Annotated in this window: 19 protein-coding genes; 16 read left to right on the top strand and 3 right to left on the bottom strand. The window is 71.8% G+C overall.

Annotation, left to right across the window (positions count from 1 at the left end; all coding sequences use genetic code 11):
* Positions 1 to 2: 2 nt before the first annotated feature.
* The 10 genes from JT721_RS00825 to JT721_RS00780 all read left to right on the top strand — a co-directional run bounded on the left by JT721_RS00825 (position 3) and on the right by JT721_RS00780 (position 8,611).
* Entirely contained in the window at positions 3 to 569 is a 567-nt protein-coding gene (locus JT721_RS00825) for a F0F1 ATP synthase subunit B (protein ID WP_205470990.1), read from the top strand.
* Positions 569 to 1,378, top strand: a complete 810-nt coding sequence (locus tag JT721_RS00820; protein ID WP_205470989.1) for a F0F1 ATP synthase subunit delta — start codon at positions 569 to 571, stop codon at positions 1,376 to 1,378. Before JT721_RS00825 ends, JT721_RS00820 begins: the two co-directional genes overlap by 1 nt.
* Before the next feature lie 50 nt (positions 1,379 to 1,428).
* Positions 1,429 to 3,072: a F0F1 ATP synthase subunit alpha gene (gene atpA, locus JT721_RS00815; RefSeq protein ID WP_205470988.1), complete on the top strand. Its 1,644-nt coding sequence runs from the start codon at positions 1,429 to 1,431 to the stop codon at positions 3,070 to 3,072.
* 2 nt (positions 3,073 to 3,074) lie between these two features.
* Positions 3,075 to 3,989: a F0F1 ATP synthase subunit gamma gene (locus JT721_RS00810; RefSeq protein WP_205470987.1), complete on the top strand. Its 915-nt coding sequence runs from the start codon at positions 3,075 to 3,077 to the stop codon at positions 3,987 to 3,989.
* Between the two features lie 5 nt (positions 3,990 to 3,994).
* Positions 3,995 to 5,449 (top strand): F0F1 ATP synthase subunit beta, encoded by a 1,455-nt coding sequence (atpD, locus tag JT721_RS00805; protein ID WP_205470986.1) that lies wholly within the window; start codon positions 3,995 to 3,997, stop codon positions 5,447 to 5,449.
* Between the two features lies 1 nt (position 5,450).
* Positions 5,451 to 5,840 carry a F0F1 ATP synthase subunit epsilon gene (locus JT721_RS00800; protein ID WP_205470985.1) on the top strand — a complete coding sequence of 130 codons (390 nt, stop codon included), beginning with the start codon at positions 5,451 to 5,453 and terminating at the stop codon, positions 5,838 to 5,840.
* Positions 5,841 to 5,907: 67 nt separating this feature from the next.
* Positions 5,908 to 6,369 carry a DUF2550 domain-containing protein gene (locus tag JT721_RS00795; RefSeq protein ID WP_205470984.1) on the top strand — a complete coding sequence of 154 codons (462 nt, stop codon included), beginning with the start codon at positions 5,908 to 5,910 and terminating at the stop codon, positions 6,367 to 6,369.
* A 44-nt stretch (positions 6,370 to 6,413) separates the two neighbouring features.
* Positions 6,414 to 7,553, top strand: coding sequence for an MFS transporter (locus tag JT721_RS00790; RefSeq protein ID WP_307827761.1), 1,140 nt, complete (start codon positions 6,414 to 6,416; stop codon positions 7,551 to 7,553).
* Between the two features lie 60 nt (positions 7,554 to 7,613).
* A complete protein-coding gene (locus tag JT721_RS00785) occupies positions 7,614 to 7,931 on the top strand; it encodes a hypothetical protein (protein WP_205470982.1) in 318 nt (105 codons plus the stop codon).
* A gap of 62 nt (positions 7,932 to 7,993) precedes the next feature.
* Positions 7,994 to 8,611, top strand: a complete 618-nt coding sequence (locus tag JT721_RS00780; RefSeq protein ID WP_205470981.1) for a hypothetical protein — start codon at positions 7,994 to 7,996, stop codon at positions 8,609 to 8,611.
* An 18-nt stretch (positions 8,612 to 8,629) separates the two neighbouring features.
* On the opposite strand, the gene JT721_RS00775 is transcribed toward JT721_RS00780, so the two are convergent.
* A complete protein-coding gene (locus tag JT721_RS00775) occupies positions 8,630 to 9,214 on the bottom strand; it encodes a cob(I)yrinic acid a,c-diamide adenosyltransferase (RefSeq protein ID WP_205470980.1) in 585 nt (194 codons plus the stop codon).
* Positions 9,215 to 9,368: 154 nt separating this feature from the next.
* On the opposite strand from JT721_RS00775, the gene JT721_RS00770 reads away from it, so the two are divergent.
* The 6 genes from JT721_RS00770 (at position 9,369) to JT721_RS00745 (ending at position 14,103) form a co-directional block, all read left to right on the top strand.
* Positions 9,369 to 9,677, top strand: coding sequence for an STAS domain-containing protein (locus JT721_RS00770; protein WP_205470979.1), 309 nt, complete (start codon positions 9,369 to 9,371; stop codon positions 9,675 to 9,677).
* A gap of 82 nt (positions 9,678 to 9,759) precedes the next feature.
* Positions 9,760 to 11,772 (top strand): protein meaA, encoded by a 2,013-nt coding sequence (locus JT721_RS00765; protein ID WP_205470978.1) that lies wholly within the window; start codon positions 9,760 to 9,762, stop codon positions 11,770 to 11,772.
* Between the two features lie 2 nt (positions 11,773 to 11,774).
* Positions 11,775 to 12,386 (top strand): histidine phosphatase family protein, encoded by a 612-nt coding sequence (locus tag JT721_RS00760; RefSeq protein WP_205470977.1) that lies wholly within the window; start codon positions 11,775 to 11,777, stop codon positions 12,384 to 12,386.
* A 46-nt stretch (positions 12,387 to 12,432) separates the two neighbouring features.
* Complete coding sequence (locus JT721_RS00755) at positions 12,433 to 12,627, top strand: hypothetical protein (protein ID WP_205470976.1); 195 nt, start codon at positions 12,433 to 12,435, stop codon at positions 12,625 to 12,627.
* 25 nt (positions 12,628 to 12,652) lie between these two features.
* Complete coding sequence (locus JT721_RS00750; protein ID WP_205470975.1) at positions 12,653 to 13,183, top strand: ferritin; 531 nt, start codon at positions 12,653 to 12,655, stop codon at positions 13,181 to 13,183.
* A gap of 11 nt (positions 13,184 to 13,194) precedes the next feature.
* Complete coding sequence (locus tag JT721_RS00745; RefSeq protein WP_205470974.1) at positions 13,195 to 14,103, top strand: FAD-dependent oxidoreductase; 909 nt, start codon at positions 13,195 to 13,197, stop codon at positions 14,101 to 14,103.
* Positions 14,104 to 14,106: 3 nt separating this feature from the next.
* Here JT721_RS00745 and JT721_RS00740 read toward each other — a convergent pair whose 3' ends face one another.
* Positions 14,107 to 14,427, bottom strand: coding sequence for a DUF952 domain-containing protein (locus tag JT721_RS00740; RefSeq protein ID WP_240339874.1), 321 nt, complete (start codon positions 14,425 to 14,427; stop codon positions 14,107 to 14,109).
* Complete coding sequence (nucS, locus tag JT721_RS00735; RefSeq protein ID WP_205470973.1) at positions 14,427 to 15,101, bottom strand: endonuclease NucS; 675 nt, start codon at positions 15,099 to 15,101, stop codon at positions 14,427 to 14,429. Before nucS ends, JT721_RS00740 begins: the two co-directional genes overlap by 1 nt.
* Between the last annotated feature and the right edge of the window lie 11 nt (positions 15,102 to 15,112).

Genomic DNA, 15,112 nt, shown 5'->3' with positions numbered 1-15,112 from the left:
CCATGCAGACACTGATCCTCCCCGGAGTGGTGAGGGCTGCCGAGGAAGGCGGGCACGAGCTCAACCCGCTCCTCCCGCACCCCATCGAGCTGATCCTGTCGCTCGTCGTGTTCGGCCTCCTCTTTCTCCTGATCCGCAAGTTCGTGGCTCCGAAGTTCGAGGAGATCTACACCGAGCGCACCAAGGCGATCGAGGGCGGTCTGGCTGCGGCCGAGACCAAGCAGGCCGAGGCCGACGCCAAGCTCGCCGAGCTCGAGCAGCAGCTCGCCGACGCCCGTCACGAGGCGGCGCGGATCCGCGAGGAGGCCCGCGAGCAGGGCGCCCAGATCGTCGCGGAGATGCGTGAGCAGGCGCAGACCGAGGCGGCTCGCATCGTCGAGCACGGCAAGGCCCAGATCGAGGCGGAGCGCCAGCAGGCGGTCACCTCGCTCCGCAGCGAGGTCGGCACCCTGGCCACCACCCTGGCCGGTCGGATCGTGGGCGAGTCCCTCGAGGACGACGAGCGCCAGGGCCGGGTCGTCGAGCGCTTCCTGGCCGACCTCGAGGCCGGGACCCCGGGGGTCAACTGATGTCCACCCTCCGAGGCGCCTCGGCCGAGGCCGTCGCCGCGCTCGCGGACGAGCTGGGGACCTCGGTCTCCGGCACGTCGGCGGCGCGGGTCGCCGACGACCTGTTCTCCGTGGCGGCGGCGCTGCGGTCCGAGGGCGCCCTGCGCCGCTTCGCGACCGACGCGTCGATCCCCGCCGAGGCCAAGACCGGCCTGGTGACCGAGGTCTTCGGCGGCAAGGTCGACGACGCGACGCTCTCCCTGCTGACCTCGGCGGTCGGCCGCCGCTGGACGGCCGGGCGCGATCTCGCCGACTCGCTCGAGCGGCTCGGGGTCGTCGCGCTGGTGAAGTCGGCCGGCAAGGACGGTGTCCGGCTGGCCGACGAGCTGTTCGCGTTCGCCCAGGCGGTCAAGGACAACCCCGACCTGCGCGACGCGCTCTCCGACCCGGCTCGCACCACCGCCGACAAGCGAGCCCTCCTCGAGGGCCTGCTCGGCGGCAAGGCACTGCCGGCCACGGTGACGCTCGCCGGGCAGTCGCTCGACGGCAGCCACCGCACCGTCGGCGCCGCGCTGGCCGAGTACCAGAAGATCGTCTCGGAGGTGCAGGGCGAGAACGTCGCCACGGTCCGCGTGGCCCGCCCGCTGCCCGACGCCGACGTTGCCCGCCTCGCCGACGTGCTGTCCAAGCAGTACGGCCGTCCGGTCCACATCAACCTGCTGGTCGACCCCGAGGTCCTCGGCGGCATCCGGGTGGAGATCGGCGACGACGTGATCGACGGGACGGTCTCCGGCCGGCTCGACGACGCCCGCCGACACCTCGTCGGCTGACCGCTACCACCCACCCAGACTTTCGAAGACAGAAGAGAGAAGGCACCACGATGACGGAGCTCTCCATCCGTCCGGACGAGATCCGCGACGCCCTGCAGAAGTACGTCGCCGACTACAAGCCCGAGGCGGCCAGCAAGGAAGAGGTCGGCACGGTCGCGGAGGCCGGTGACGGCATCGCGCGGATCAGCGGTCTCCCGTCGTGCATGGCCAACGAGCTGCTCGAGTTCGAGGACGGCACCCGCGGCCTGGCCCTGAACCTCGACACCCGCGAGATCGGCGCCGTCATCCTCGGTGACTTCGACAAGATCGAGGAGGGCCAGACGGTCAAGCGCACCGGCGACGTGCTCTCGGTGCCCGTCGGCGACGGCTACCTCGGTCGCGTCGTCGACCCGCTCGGCAACCCGATCGACGGCCTCGGCGAGGTCGAGACCACCGGTCGCCGCAACCTGGAGACCCAGGCACCCTCGGTGATGCAGCGCAAGTCGGTGCACGAGCCGCTCGCCACCGGCATCAAGGCCATCGACTCGATGACCCCGATCGGTCGTGGCCAGCGCCAGCTGATCATCGGTGACCGCGCCACCGGCAAGACCACGGTCGCGATCGACACGATCATCAACCAGAAGCAGTACTGGGAGACCGGCGACCCGGAGAAGCAGGTCCGCTGCATCTACGTCGCCATCGGCCAGAAGGGCTCGACCATCGCCTCCGTGCGTGGGGCCCTCGAGGAGGCCGGCGCGCTGGAGTACACCACCATCGTGGCCGCCCCCGCGTCCGACTCCGCCGGCTTCAAGTACCTCGCCCCCTACACCGGCTCGGCCATCGGCCAGCACTGGATGTACGAGGGCAAGCACGTCCTCATCGTCTTCGACGACCTGACCAAGCAGGCCGAGGCCTACCGCGCGGTCTCGCTGCTGCTGCGCCGCCCGCCGGGCCGCGAGGCCTACCCCGGCGACGTGTTCTACCTGCACAGCCGGCTCCTCGAGCGCTGCGCCAAGCTCTCCGACGACATGGGCAAGGGCTCGATGACCGGCCTGCCGATCATCGAGACCAAGGCCAACGACGTCTCGGCGTTCATCCCGACCAACGTCATCTCCATCACCGACGGCCAGATCTTCCTGCAGTCGGACCTGTTCGCGGCCAACCAGCGCCCGGCCATCGACGTCGGCGTCTCGGTCTCCCGCGTGGGTGGTGCGGCGATGACCAAGGCGATGAAGGCCGTCACCGGCTCGCTCAAGGTCGACCTGGCGCAGTTCCGCGCGATGGAGGCGTTCGCGATGTTCGCCTCCGACCTCGACGCGGCCTCGCGCCAGCAGCTCGACCGCGGCCAGCGCCTGATGGCGCTGCTCAAGCAGCCGGCCTACTCGCCGTACCCGGTCGAGGAGATGACGGTCTCGCTGTGGCTCGGCACGACCGGTCGCCTCGACAAGGTGCCCACCGAGGACGTGCTGCGCTTCGAGACCGAGTTCCTCGACTACCTGCGCCGCTCGCACGAGGGCGTCCTCGCCGCGATCCGGGAGTCCCTGAAGTTCGAGGACGACACCGAGTCGAGCGTGGCCGACGCCTACGAGTCGTTCCTCGACCAGTTCGAGACGTCCGAGGGCGGTTCGATCAAGGTCGGTCACGAGGCGCCCGCCGAGGCCCTCGAGGACGACGAGCTCGAGCAGGAGCAGATCGTCAAGCAGAAGCGGGGCTGACGATGGCCGTATCGCTGCGTGAGTACCGCGCGCGGATCAGGTCGACGGAGTCGATGAAGAAGATCACGCGCGCCATGGAGCTCATTGCTGCGTCGCGCATCATCAAGGCGCAGCAGCGGGCCCAGGCGGCAGCGCCGTACGCCCGTGAGCTGACCCGGGCCGTCTCCGCGGTGGCGACGTTCTCGAACGTCGACCACCCCCTCACCAAGGAGGAGGAGGACCCCAAGCGGGCGGCGGTGCTCATCGTGACGAGCGACCGCGGCCTGGCCGGGGCCTACTCCTCGAGCGTGCTCAAGGAGGCCGAGCGCCTCGTCGAGCGACTGCGCGACGAGGGCAAGGAGGTCGACCTCTACATCAGCGGCCGCAAGGGCGAGGCGTACTTCAAGTTCCGCAACCGCCCCGTCGTCCGCGCGTGGACCGGCTTCTCCGACCAGCCGTCCTACGACGTGGCCGCCGAGATCGGCGCCGCGCTGATCGAGTCCTTCCTCAAGGAGCAGGGGGAGGAGGGGGACGTGGACGAGGTCCACGTCGTCTACACCCGGTTCCGCTCGATGCTGGTGCAGGAGCCCACCGCGGTGCGGCTGCTGCCGCTCGAGGTGATCGAGGGCGAGGAGGCGCCGTCCGGGTCGGACGTGCTCCCGCTCTACGAGTTCGAGCCGTCACCGGAGGCGGTGCTCGACGGCCTGCTGCCGCAGTACGTCCAGAGCCGGATCTTCTTCGCCCTGCTGCAGGCGGCCGCCTCCGAGCTCGCCGCCCGCCAGAAGGCGATGAAGTCCGCCACGGACAACGCCGACGAGCTGATCAAGAAGTACACCCGCATCGCCAACCAGGCCCGCCAGGCCGGCATTACCCAGGAAATCAGCGAGATCGTCGGTGGCGTCAACGCGCTGGCCGACGCCAACGCCGGGAGTGAGTGAGAGACATGACTGCGACTGTTGAAGAGACCAAGGACACCGCCGCCGGTGCGACCGGCCGTGTCGCGCGCGTGACCGGCCCCGTCGTGGACGTCGAGTTCCCGGTGGACGCGATGCCCGAGATGTACAACAAGCTGGAGGTCGACCTCGAGCTCGAGGGCGAGACCCGCACCCTGGTGCTGGAGGTCGCGCTGCACATCGGCGACGGGATGGTTCGCGCCATCTCGATGAAGTCGACCGACGGCCTGGTCCGCGGCGCCGTCGTCACCGACACGGGCGGCCCGATCACGGTGCCCGTCGGCGACATCACCAAGGGTCACGTGTTCAACGCGACCGGTGACGTGCTGAACCTCGAGGAGGGCGAGACCTACGAGGTCACCGAGCGGTGGGGCATCCACCGCAAGGCCCCGGCCTTCGACCAGCTCGAGTCGAAGACCACGATGTTCGAGACCGGCATCAAGGTCATCGACCTGCTGACGCCCTACGTCAACGGCGGCAAGATCGGCCTGTTCGGCGGTGCCGGCGTCGGCAAGACCGTGCTCATCCAGGAGATGATCGCCCGCGTCGCCAAGGACCACGGCGGTGTGTCGGTGTTCGCCGGCGTCGGCGAGCGCACCCGTGAGGGCAACGACCTCATCGAGGAGATGACCGAGGCCGGCGTCATCGGCCAGACCGCTCTCGTCTTCGGCCAGATGGACGAGCCGCCGGGCACCCGGCTGCGCGTCGCGCTGTCCGCGCTGACGATGGCCGAGTACTTCCGCGACGTCCAGAACCAGGACGTGCTGCTGTTCATCGACAACATCTTCCGGTTCACCCAGGCCGGCTCGGAGGTGTCGACCCTGCTGGGCCGGATGCCCTCCGCCGTGGGCTACCAGCCCAACCTGGCCGACGAGATGGGTCAGCTCCAGGAGCGGATCACCTCGACGCGAGGCAACTCGATCACCTCGATGCAGGCGATCTACGTGCCCGCCGACGACTACACCGACCCGGCGCCGGCCACGACGTTCGCCCACCTCGACGCGACCACCGAGCTCTCGCGCGAGATCGCCTCGCTCGGCATCTACCCCGCGGTGGACCCGCTGACGTCGACCTCGCGGATCCTGGACGCCCAGTACATCGGGCAGGCCCACTACGACTGCGCGATCCGCATCAAGCAGATCCTGCAGCGCAACAAGGAGCTCCAGGACATCATCGCGATCCTCGGTGTCGACGAGCTCTCCGAGGAGGACAAGATCATCGTCTCCCGGGCCCGTCGCATCCAGCGGTTCCTGTCGCAGAACACCTACGTGGCCAAGCAGTTCACCGGCATCGAGGGCTCCACGGTGCCCGTGGCCGACACCATCGAGGCGTTCAACAAGATCGCCGACGGTGACTACGACCACGTCGCCGAGCAGGCGTTCTTCATGTGCGGCGGTCTCGACGACGTCGAGGCCAAGTGGGCCGAGATCCAGAAGAACCTCTGACATGGCCGACTTCCTGCAGGTGGAGCTCGTCGCGGCCGACCGCACGGTCTGGTCGGGCGAGGCCACCATGGTCATCGCGAGGACGGTCGACGGCGACGTCGGCGTGCTGCGTGGGCACGCGCCGATGCTCTCGCTGCTGACGCAGGCCACGGTCGAGATCACCGAGCCCGAGAGCGGCGGCGTGGTCGCGGCGGTCGAGGGCGGCTTCATCTCCGTCGCCAACGACCGGGTGTCGATCCTCTCCGAGCGGGCCGTGCTCGCCGAGGAGATCGACGTGACCGCGGCTCGCCAGGACCTCGAGGCCGCCAGCGCCATCGAGGACCCGGAGGAGTCCGCAGCCGCCGTCCGCAGCGCCGAGGCCCGGATCCGGGCGGTCGAGAAGGCCGGCTGACCCGGTTCCCGGCTCGGCGCGGTCGCCCGCTAGGGTGACCGCACCGAGAGGGGAGAGGGTGCCGGGGATGCCGTGGTGGGAGTGGCTGCTCGACGCAGCAGGCGCGCTCCTGGTCCTCGTCGTCCTGGCCGGCGTCGCCCTGGTCGTCCGCCGGCGGGTGATCGCCCGCAACGGCGGCACGTTCGAGCTCAGCCACCGCGTCCGGTCCGAGAGGGCCGGACGCGGTTGGCTTCTCGGGGTGGGGCGCTACTCCGGGGAGCGGCTGGAGTGGTTCCGCATCTACTCGCTGTCCCCACGCCCGAAGCGCACCTGGGTGCGCTCCACCCTCAGCTACGAGGGCCGGCGTGACCCGGAGGGGCCCGAGCTCCTGGCGCTCTACCCCGACCACCTCGTGATCGAGTGCCGGTCGGCGGACGGACCGGTCGACCTCGCGATGAGCTCGCAGTCGCTGACGGGGTTCCAGGCCTGGCTCGAGTCGCGCCCTCCCGGCACCGACTGGTCCCGGGGCCTGGGCGGTCACCGGCGGTGACCCGCCCCACCCCCACGGTCGCCGGTGCGCGGACGGCCGTATTCGTGACCTTCGCGCTCAACGGGCTGCTCTTCTCGAGTCTCGCCGTGCGCATCCCCGACCTGCGGCACGGGCTCGACCTCGACAACCGGCGGCTCGGCCTGCTGCTGCTGGCGATCGCGGCCGGCTCGCTGCTGGCGCTGCCCACCACCGGCCGGCTGATCGAGCGGTGGAGCACGCCGGTCGTCGCCCGGGCCGGCATCCTGTTCGCGGCCGCGGGCCTGGTGGTCGCGGCCGTCGGCGCGGGGCCGCTGGGGCTGGTCGCCGTGGCCGCGCCCGGGCTCTTCGGCTACGGCATCGGCATCGGTGTGTGGGACGTCGCGATGAACGTCGAGGGCGCCGAGGTGGAGCGCCGGCTCGGCCACACGATCATGCCGCGGTTCCACGCCGCGTTCAGCGTGGGCACCATCGCGGGCGCCGGCATCGGGGTGCCGGTGGCGGCGGTCGACCTGCCGATGACGGTCCACCTCGCGGGCGTCGTCGTCCTGGCGCTGGTGGTCGGGCTGCCCGGCGCCCGGGCGTTCCTACCGCCCGCCCCGGAGCCGCAGACGCCGGCCGCTCCGGCCCGCTCGGCCTGGCGCGAGCCGCGGGTGCTGGCGGTCGGGGTGATGGTGCTGGCCTTTGCCGTCGTGGAGGGCTCGGCCAACGACTGGCTGACGCTCGCGGTGATCGACGGCTACGACGCCCCGCACTGGGCCGGCGTGCTGGCCTTCGCCGGCTTCGTCACCGCCATGACGCTGGGCCGGGTGGTCGGACCGGCCGTGCTCGACCGGCACGGCCGCGCCGCCGTGCTCTGGGCCTGCGCCGCGCTGGCGACCGCGGGCATCCTGCTCCTGGTCTGGGGCGGCCACCCGGCGCTCGCCGGCCTCGGCGTGCTGCTGTGGGGGCTGGGCGGGTCGCTCGGCTTCCCGGTCGGCATGAGCGCGGCCGCCGACGACCCCGCGCGGGCCGCCGCCCGGGTGAGCGTGGTCGCGACGATCGGCTACGCGGCGTTCCTCGCCGGACCGCCACTCCTCGGTGCGCTGGGCGATCGCGTGGGGACCCTGGAGTCGCTCCTGGCCGTAGCGGCGCTGATGGTGCCGGCCGCGGTCACCGTGCTGGCCGCGCGACCGCCGCGGGTCGAGGCCGCGAATCGTCAAGCCTGACTGGCGATTCGCACCTGCTGGGCGGTCGGGTCATTTGGATCGGTCTGGCACGGTGGTGGCATGCTCGTGGCTCTCGGTCTTCTCGCCCTGCTCGTCGCCCTCACCGGGGCCCTGACCGCCGTCGCCGGCCGTCGGCTCGACCCGCGCGACGACGGCGGCCGCGCGCCCTCGGCCCGGGTCGCGGCCGCCATCGACGAGCGGCTCCGACGCACCGGCCAGGTCGTCGACGTGCTCGTCGACCCGCGTCCCGACGCCGAGGTCCTCCGCGGCGAGGAGCCGCTCCCGCGCCGGGCGGCGGCGTACCGCGTGGTGGGCATCGGGCTGCTCGGCGTGGGTCTGGTGCTCGTCGTCGGGCTGCTGCTCCTGACCTCGGGCTGACCCGGCTCCGCCGCTGCCGCGGAGGTGCTTGCCCCGGTGGGGCCGGCGTGGGAATCTCGGCCATGATCCTCCGACACCTGCGCCGCAACGCGGTCGCGTACCTCGCCCTGTTCGTCGCCCTCGGCGGCACCTCCTACGCCGCGGTGAACCTGCCGAAGAACTCGGTCGGGACCAAGCAGATCAAGAAGAACGCCGTCACCTCGGCCAAGCTGAAGAAGAACGCGGTCAACTCCACGAAGGTCAAGGACGGCACCCTGCTCGCCTCGGACCTGCGGGCCGACCAGCTGCCCAAGGCCGCCTGGGGCGATGCGCTGGTGCGCAACGGCGACGACCCGGTCGCCGACCCCGACGGGACGTTGGCCCTGACGTACACGTTCACGGTTCCTCGCAGCGGGCCGGTGCTGCTCGAGCTGTCGGCGCCCGACCGGAACCGCAGCTGCACCGTCGGGTTCGCGTTCACCGGCATGTACCTCGACGGCAAGCCGGTGCCCGGCACGGGCGTCGGGCTCCCGGTGCCGGGTGGCGATCCGGTGCCCTTCTCGTCGGTGGCGACCGTCAACGTGGCCAAGGGGACCCACACCGTGGGCGTCCGGGACGACTGCCCCCTCGGCCTCCTCAACGTCGGCACCTCGGTGTCGACCGGAACCTGGACCGCGGTCGCCCTGGGCAGCACCAGCTGACCCGGGAGGCGAGCGGGGTCAGGCCTGCCGGCCCCGCTCGCCACCCGGCACCCACAGCACGTCGCCGCGCTCGCGGTTGGCGTGGCGAGCCAGGATGAACACCAGGTCGCTGAGCCGGTTGAGGTAGGTGATCGCCAGCCGGTTCATGGTGTCGCCGTGCACCTCGTGCGCCGCCCAGGCGGAGCGCTCGGCCCGCCGGACCACGGTGCGGCACACGTGCAGGTGTGCCGCACCCGGCGTGCCGCCGTTGAGGATGAACGACCGCAGCGCCCCGAGGTCGGCGTTGTAGTGGTCGCACCAGCCCTCGAGCCGGTCGACGTAGGACTGCTCGATGCGCAGCGGCGGGTACTCGGGGTCGGGCACGACCGGTGTGCAGAAGTCGGCGCCCACGTCGAAGAGGTCGTTCTGCACGTGGGTGAGCACCGCGACGACGTCGTCGTCGAGCCCGCCGGTCGCGATCGCGAGCCCCAGCTGGGCGTTCGCCTCGTCGACGTCGGCGTAGGCATGCAGGCGCAGGTCGTTCTTGGAGGTCTCGCTCATGTCGCCGAGCCGGGTGGTGCCGCCGTCGCCGGTGCGCGTGTAGATCCTCGTCAGGTTGACCATGGGCCGAGGGTAGCCCCGGCCCAGCCCGGTCCGGCTCGGCCCCCGGTCCGGGGTCGCGGAAAGTTCCGCGGGCCGCCGAGCAACCTCCGGGGCATCCCGCGCGTCTATGTGGGTAAAGAACGACTACGACGGCGGAGCGGGAGAGCGGGAGCAGATGGACATCGTGCGAGACGGGGCGACCCTGGTGCTGAGCGGGGACTTCGACGTCCGCAGCACCTGGGAGGTCCGCACCGCCCTCCACGAGCTGCTGTCCGGCTCCGACACCGAGGTCGTCGTCGACCTGACCGGCGTCGACACCATCGACCTCACCGCCCTCAAGGTGCTCGCCGCCGCCTCGCGGCAGGCCGGTCGACGCGGCAACCACGTGACGCTGCGCGGCTGCGGTCCCGCCGTGCGTCGCCTGCTCCACCTCTCCCGGCTGATCCGGGTGGTCGAGGTCGAGCGCGCCGCCGCCTCCGCCTGACCCAACGAGCGGGCGTCGCGGTGTCGGATAGGCCACACGCCGAGCTGTTACCAAGCAGTAGCCGACGTCCTACCCTCGGACCATGACCGAGAACGAGCGTCCGCAGAAGGATCGCCCCTGGGTGATGCGCACCTACGCCGGCCACTCGACGGCCGAGGCGTCCAACGCGCTCTACCGCGGCAACCTCGCCAAGGGGCAGACCGGCCTCTCGGTCGCGTTCGACCTGCCGACGCAGACCGGCTACGACCCCGACTCCCCGCTGGCCCGCGGCGAGGTCGGCAAGGTCGGCGTCCCGGTGCCGCACCTCGGCGAGATGCGCAAGCTGTTCGCCGACATCCCGCTCACCGACATGAACACGTCGATGACGATCAACGCCACCGCGATGTGGCTGCTGGCGATGTACCAGGTGGTCGCCGAGGAGCAGAACCCCGAGCTGTCGCCGGAGGAGGTCGCCGCCCAGCTGGCCGGCACCACCCAGAACGACATCATCAAGGAGTACCTCTCGCGGGGCACCTACGTGTTCCCGCCCGAGCACTCGCTGCGGCTGATCAGCGACATGATCGCCTACACCGTCCACCAGATCCCGAAGTGGAACCCGATCAACATCTGCAGCTACCACCTGCAGGAGGCCGGGGCGACGCCCACGCAGGAGCTGGCCTACGCGCTGTGCACCGCGATCGCCGTGCTCGACCAGGTGCAGACGTCGGGCCAGGTCGACGAGGCCGACTTCGAGAAGGTGGTCGGCCGGATCTCGTTCTTCGTCAACGCCGGCGTGCGGTTCGTCGAGGAGACCTGCAAGATGCGGGCGTTCGTGCAGCTGTGGGACGAGATCACCCGCGACCGCTACGGCGTTCAGGACCCCAAGATGCGGCGGTTCCGCTACGGCGTGCAGGTCAACTCGCTCGGCCTGACCGAGGCGCAGCCCGAGAACAACGTGCAGCGCATCGTGCTGGAGATGCTGGGCGTGACCCTCTCGAAGAACGCCCGGGCCAGGGCGCTCCAGCTGCCGGCCTGGAACGAGGCGCTCGGCCTGCCGCGGCCGTGGGACCAGCAGTGGTCGCTGCGCCTCCAGCAGGTGCTGGCCTTCGAGTCCGACCTGCTGGAGTACGACGACATCTTCGACGGCTCCCACGTCATCGAGGCCAAGGTCGCCGAGCTGGTTGAGGGCGCCCGCGCGGAGATCGACCGGGTGCAGGCGATGGGCGGCGCGATCGCCGCGGTGGAGTCGGGCTACATGAAGGAGGCGTTGGTCTCCTCCCACGCCGCCCGCCGGGCCCGGATCGAGTCGGGCGAGGAGAAGGTCGTCGGCGTCAACGTCTACGAGACCACCGAGCCGTCGCCGCTCACCGCCGACCTCGACGCCGCGATCCAGACCGCCGACCCCGAGGCCGAGAAGGCCGCGGTCGCGAGCGTGGAGGCCTGGAAGGCCGGCCGTGACGAGGCCGGCGTGGCCGAGGCGCTCGCCGCCCTGGCCGCCGCCGCGAAGACGTCGGAGAACCTGATGGCCGCGACCCTGGCCGCCGCCCGGGCGGGCGCGACCACGGGCGAGTGGGCCGGCACCCTGCGCGAGGTGTTCGGCGAGTTCCGCGCGCCCACCGGCGTGAGCGGTGCCGTCGGCGTCGCGGAGGCCGGGGCCGAGCTGGCCGCGGTGCGCGCCCGCGTGCAGCAGACCGGCGAGGAGCTCGGCGGGCGGCTCCGGCTGCTGGTCGGCAAGCCCGGCCTCGACGGGCACTCCAACGGCGCCGAGCAGGTCGCCGTCCGGGCCCGCGACGCCGGCTTCGAGGTCGTCTACCAGGGCATCCGGCTCACCCCCGAGCAGATCGTCGCGGCCGCCGTGGCCGAGGACGTGCACTGCGTCGGCCTCTCGATCCTGTCCGGCTCGCACATGGAGCTGGTGCCCGCGGTGCTCGACGGGCTGCGCGCCGCCGGGCTCGACGACGTCCCGGTGGTCGTGGGCGGCATCATCCCCGACTCCGACGGACGCCGGCTGACCGAGCTGGGCGTGGCCGGGGTCTACACCCCCAAGGACTTCGGCCTCACCGAGATCATGGACGGCATCGTCGACGTGATCCGCCGGGCCAACGGCCTGTCCTGACGATGTCGTCGCTCCAGTGCCCGGCGCGCCTGTACGTCGCGCGCCACGGCGAGACCGAGTACGAGACGCAGCTGGTCTCCGACGACGGCGGCAGCCTGACCGCCCGCGGCCGAGAGCAGGCCCGCGAGCTCGGTGAGCGGCTGCGTGGCGAGCGGATCGCCCGGGTGTGGTGCAGCCCGCTGTCGCGCGCGGTGCAGACCGCCGAGATCGCCGCCGGCGTGCTCGGGGTCGACGTCGTCGTCCGCGAGGGCCTGCGCGAGTACGCCGTGGGCGACCTGGCCGGGAGCGACGCCGACGAGGCCTCGACCATCGGGCCGGTGCTGCGCGCCTGGGCCGAGGGCGACGACGAGGCTACGATCCCCGGCGCCGGCCGGGTGGCCGACTGGGTGGCCCGGGTCGGCGGCGTGCTCGAGGAGGTCGCCGACGCCCACCCCGGCGAGGCGGTGCTGGTGGTCAGCCACGGCGGCGCGATCCTCTCGACCGTGCCCCAGCTCGGCGGCCGGCCCCGGCGCAGCGCTGCCGACGTGACGCTCCCGCACGCGGCGTACCTCGCCGTGGAGCGCGACGCCGACGGGTGGCGGCCGCTGGCCGACGAGTCCGAGTCCGGTCGGTGAGCGAGGTCACTGAGGCAAGCCTTGCCTGACTGATATCGTTCGCGTCGTGGGCAAGGGCAAGGACCGGACGCGCAAGCTCCCCAAGCTGGAGTGCTGCGAGTCGCGCTCGAAGTGCGGTCGCTGCCCCCTGCGGATGCTGAAGGAGGGCACCCTCCCCGAGGGGTATACGGTCAAGAAGCGCAAGCTCGTGCGGGTGGACGGCAAGAAGTTCACCAAGAAGAAGCTCGCGAAGGCCGCCTGACCACCGAACACCGAGGAGCCCCCTCATGCCCGCCGATCGCTTCGTCCAGCAGCTGAACGTCCAGATCGGCAACGAGCTGGCGGCCCACAACCAGTACCTCGCGTGCGCGGTGCACTACGACGCCGAGACGATGCCGCAGATGGCGGCGTTCTTTTACCGCCAGGCGCTCGAGGAGCGTGACCACGCCATGATGATGGTCCAGTACCTCCTCGACACCGACGCACCGGTCACCATCCCGGGCGTCGAGGCTCCGATCTCGACCTTCGACGGCGTGGTCGCGCCCGTCGAGCTCGCGCTGGCGCAGGAGAAGCGGGTCACCGAGCAGATCAACGACCTGCTGCGGATCGCCCGCGAGGAGTACGACTTCGCCTCCGAGCAGTTCATGCAGTGGTTCATCAAGGAGCAGGTCGAGGAGATCGCGACCATGTCGGACCTGCTCGCGGTCGTGCGGCGCAACGCCGACGACCTCGAGGACATCGAGGAGTACGTCGCCCGCGAGGCCGGCGGCGACGAGTCCGACCCGACCGCCCCGCGGGTGGCCGGCGCCGGCGCCTGACCCACCGCGCCATGGCCCGCGTGACCGTCGTCGGCGCCGGGGTCGTCGGACTGACCAGCGCGGTCCGGCTGCTCGAGGCGGGGCACCGGGTCGACGTGCTCGCCCGCGACCTGCCGGGCGAGACGACCTCCGCCGTGGCCGCCGCGCTCTGGTACCCCTACCTCGCGCTGCCGCAGGACCGGGTCACGGCCTGGTCGCGCACGTCGTACGCCGCGTTCGCGCGGCTGGCGGACGAGCAGCCCGCGGCCGGCGTGCGGATGCGGCCCGGCAGCGAGCTGCGCCGCACCGCCGGCGACCGACCCTGGTGGGCCGACGCCGTGCCCGACCTGGTCGATGAGCCGGCGCTGACGGGCCCCTACGAGCGGGCGTGGACCTTCACGGCCCCGGTCGTCGAGATGCCGGTCTACCTCGGCTGGCTGGTCGAGCGGGTGCTCGCCCTGGGTGGCACGGTGACCCGGCTGAACCTGTCGGCCCTCCCGTCGGGCGCCGACGTGGTCGTCAACTGCTCGGGCATCGGCGCCCGCCACCTCGCCGGCGACCTCGGCGTCGTGCCGGTGCGCGGGCAGGTCGTGCGGGTGGCGCAGACGGGCATCGAGCGCTGGGCGCTCGACGCCGAGGGGCCGACGTACGTCGTGCCGCGGAGCCACGACGTGGTGGTGGGCGGCACCGAGGTCGAGGGGGAGTGGAGCCGCACGCCCTCGCCCGAGATCGCCGGCGACGTGCTGCGGCGGGCGATCCGGCTGGTGCCCGAGCTCGCCGGTGCCGAGGTGCTGTCGCATAAGGTCGGCCTGCGCCCGCGCCGGGCCGAGGTGCGGGTCGAGCGGGTCGACGACGTCGTGCACAGCTACGGCCACGGCGGCGCGGGGGTCACGCTGTCGTGGGGGTGCGCCGAGGAGGTCGTGGCGCTCGTCGGCGGTTGAGGGTCACCGCGCGAGCGGCTGCACCCCGACCACGGCGTCGGGCTGGATCGGGCCGTAGACGTGGGGGAAGGTCTCCTCGACGCCCGGGGCCGGCGGCTCCTCGACGACCGGGCTGGCGAGCAGGTCGGTGTCGATCTCGAGCAGCACCAGCGGCTCGGTGACGTCGGCGTAGAAGCGCTCCAGCACCCCCCGCCACTGGTCGGCCCGGCTGGCGTGCACGAACCCCTCCTCCTCGAGGCTCACCCCGAGGGTGGACGTCGTGTAGCTGCCGGTGCGCTGCGCCTCGGCCCACTCCGAGGCCAGCGCCACGTGGTAGATCAGCATCAGAACAGCCGCTCGGTCGAGTCGTCCATGCCGCGCAGCGCGTCGTAGTCGACGACCACGCAGCGGATCCCGCGGTCCTCGGCCAGCACCCGCGCCTGCGGTCTGATCGCCTGGGCGGCGAAGACTCCCTGCACCGGCGCCAGCAACGGGTCGCGGTTGAGCAGTTCGAGGTAGCGGGTGAGCTGCTCGACCCCGTCGATCTCGCCGCGGCGCTTGATCTCCACGGCCACGGAGGCGCCGTCGGCGTCGCGGCACATCAGGTCGACCGGGCCGATGGGGGTGGGGTACTCGCGGCGGACCAGGGTCAGGCCCTCGGCCAGGGTGGCGGGGTGCTCGGCGAGCAGCTCCTGGAGGTGCTTCTCCACTCCGTCCTTCTGCAGGCCGGGGTCGACGCCGAGGTCGTGGGAGGTGTCGTGCTGGATGTCCTCGATGAGGATCCGCAGGGTGTCGTCGTCCTTGCCGGTGACGACCCACTCGACCTGGCCCTCGTCGTTGACGCCCTCGCGGACCTTGCACGGCGGCGACATCCAGTTCAGCGGCTTGTAGGAGCCGCCGTCGGAGTGGATCAGCACCGAGCCGTCGGCCTTGAGCATCAGCACCCGGTTCGCCATCGGCAGGTGGGCGGTCAGCCGCCCGGCGTAGTCGACCTGGCAGCGCGCGACGACGAGTCTCACGGTCGCTGAAT

Origin of the sequence: Nocardioides sp. SYSU D00038 (assembly GCF_016924665.1) — a bacterium.
In the GTDB taxonomy this organism is placed as follows: domain Bacteria; phylum Actinomycetota; class Actinomycetes; order Propionibacteriales; family Nocardioidaceae; genus Nocardioides.
Note: the sequence above shows the minus strand (reverse complement) of the source record. Positions and strands in the feature narration are given on the sequence as shown.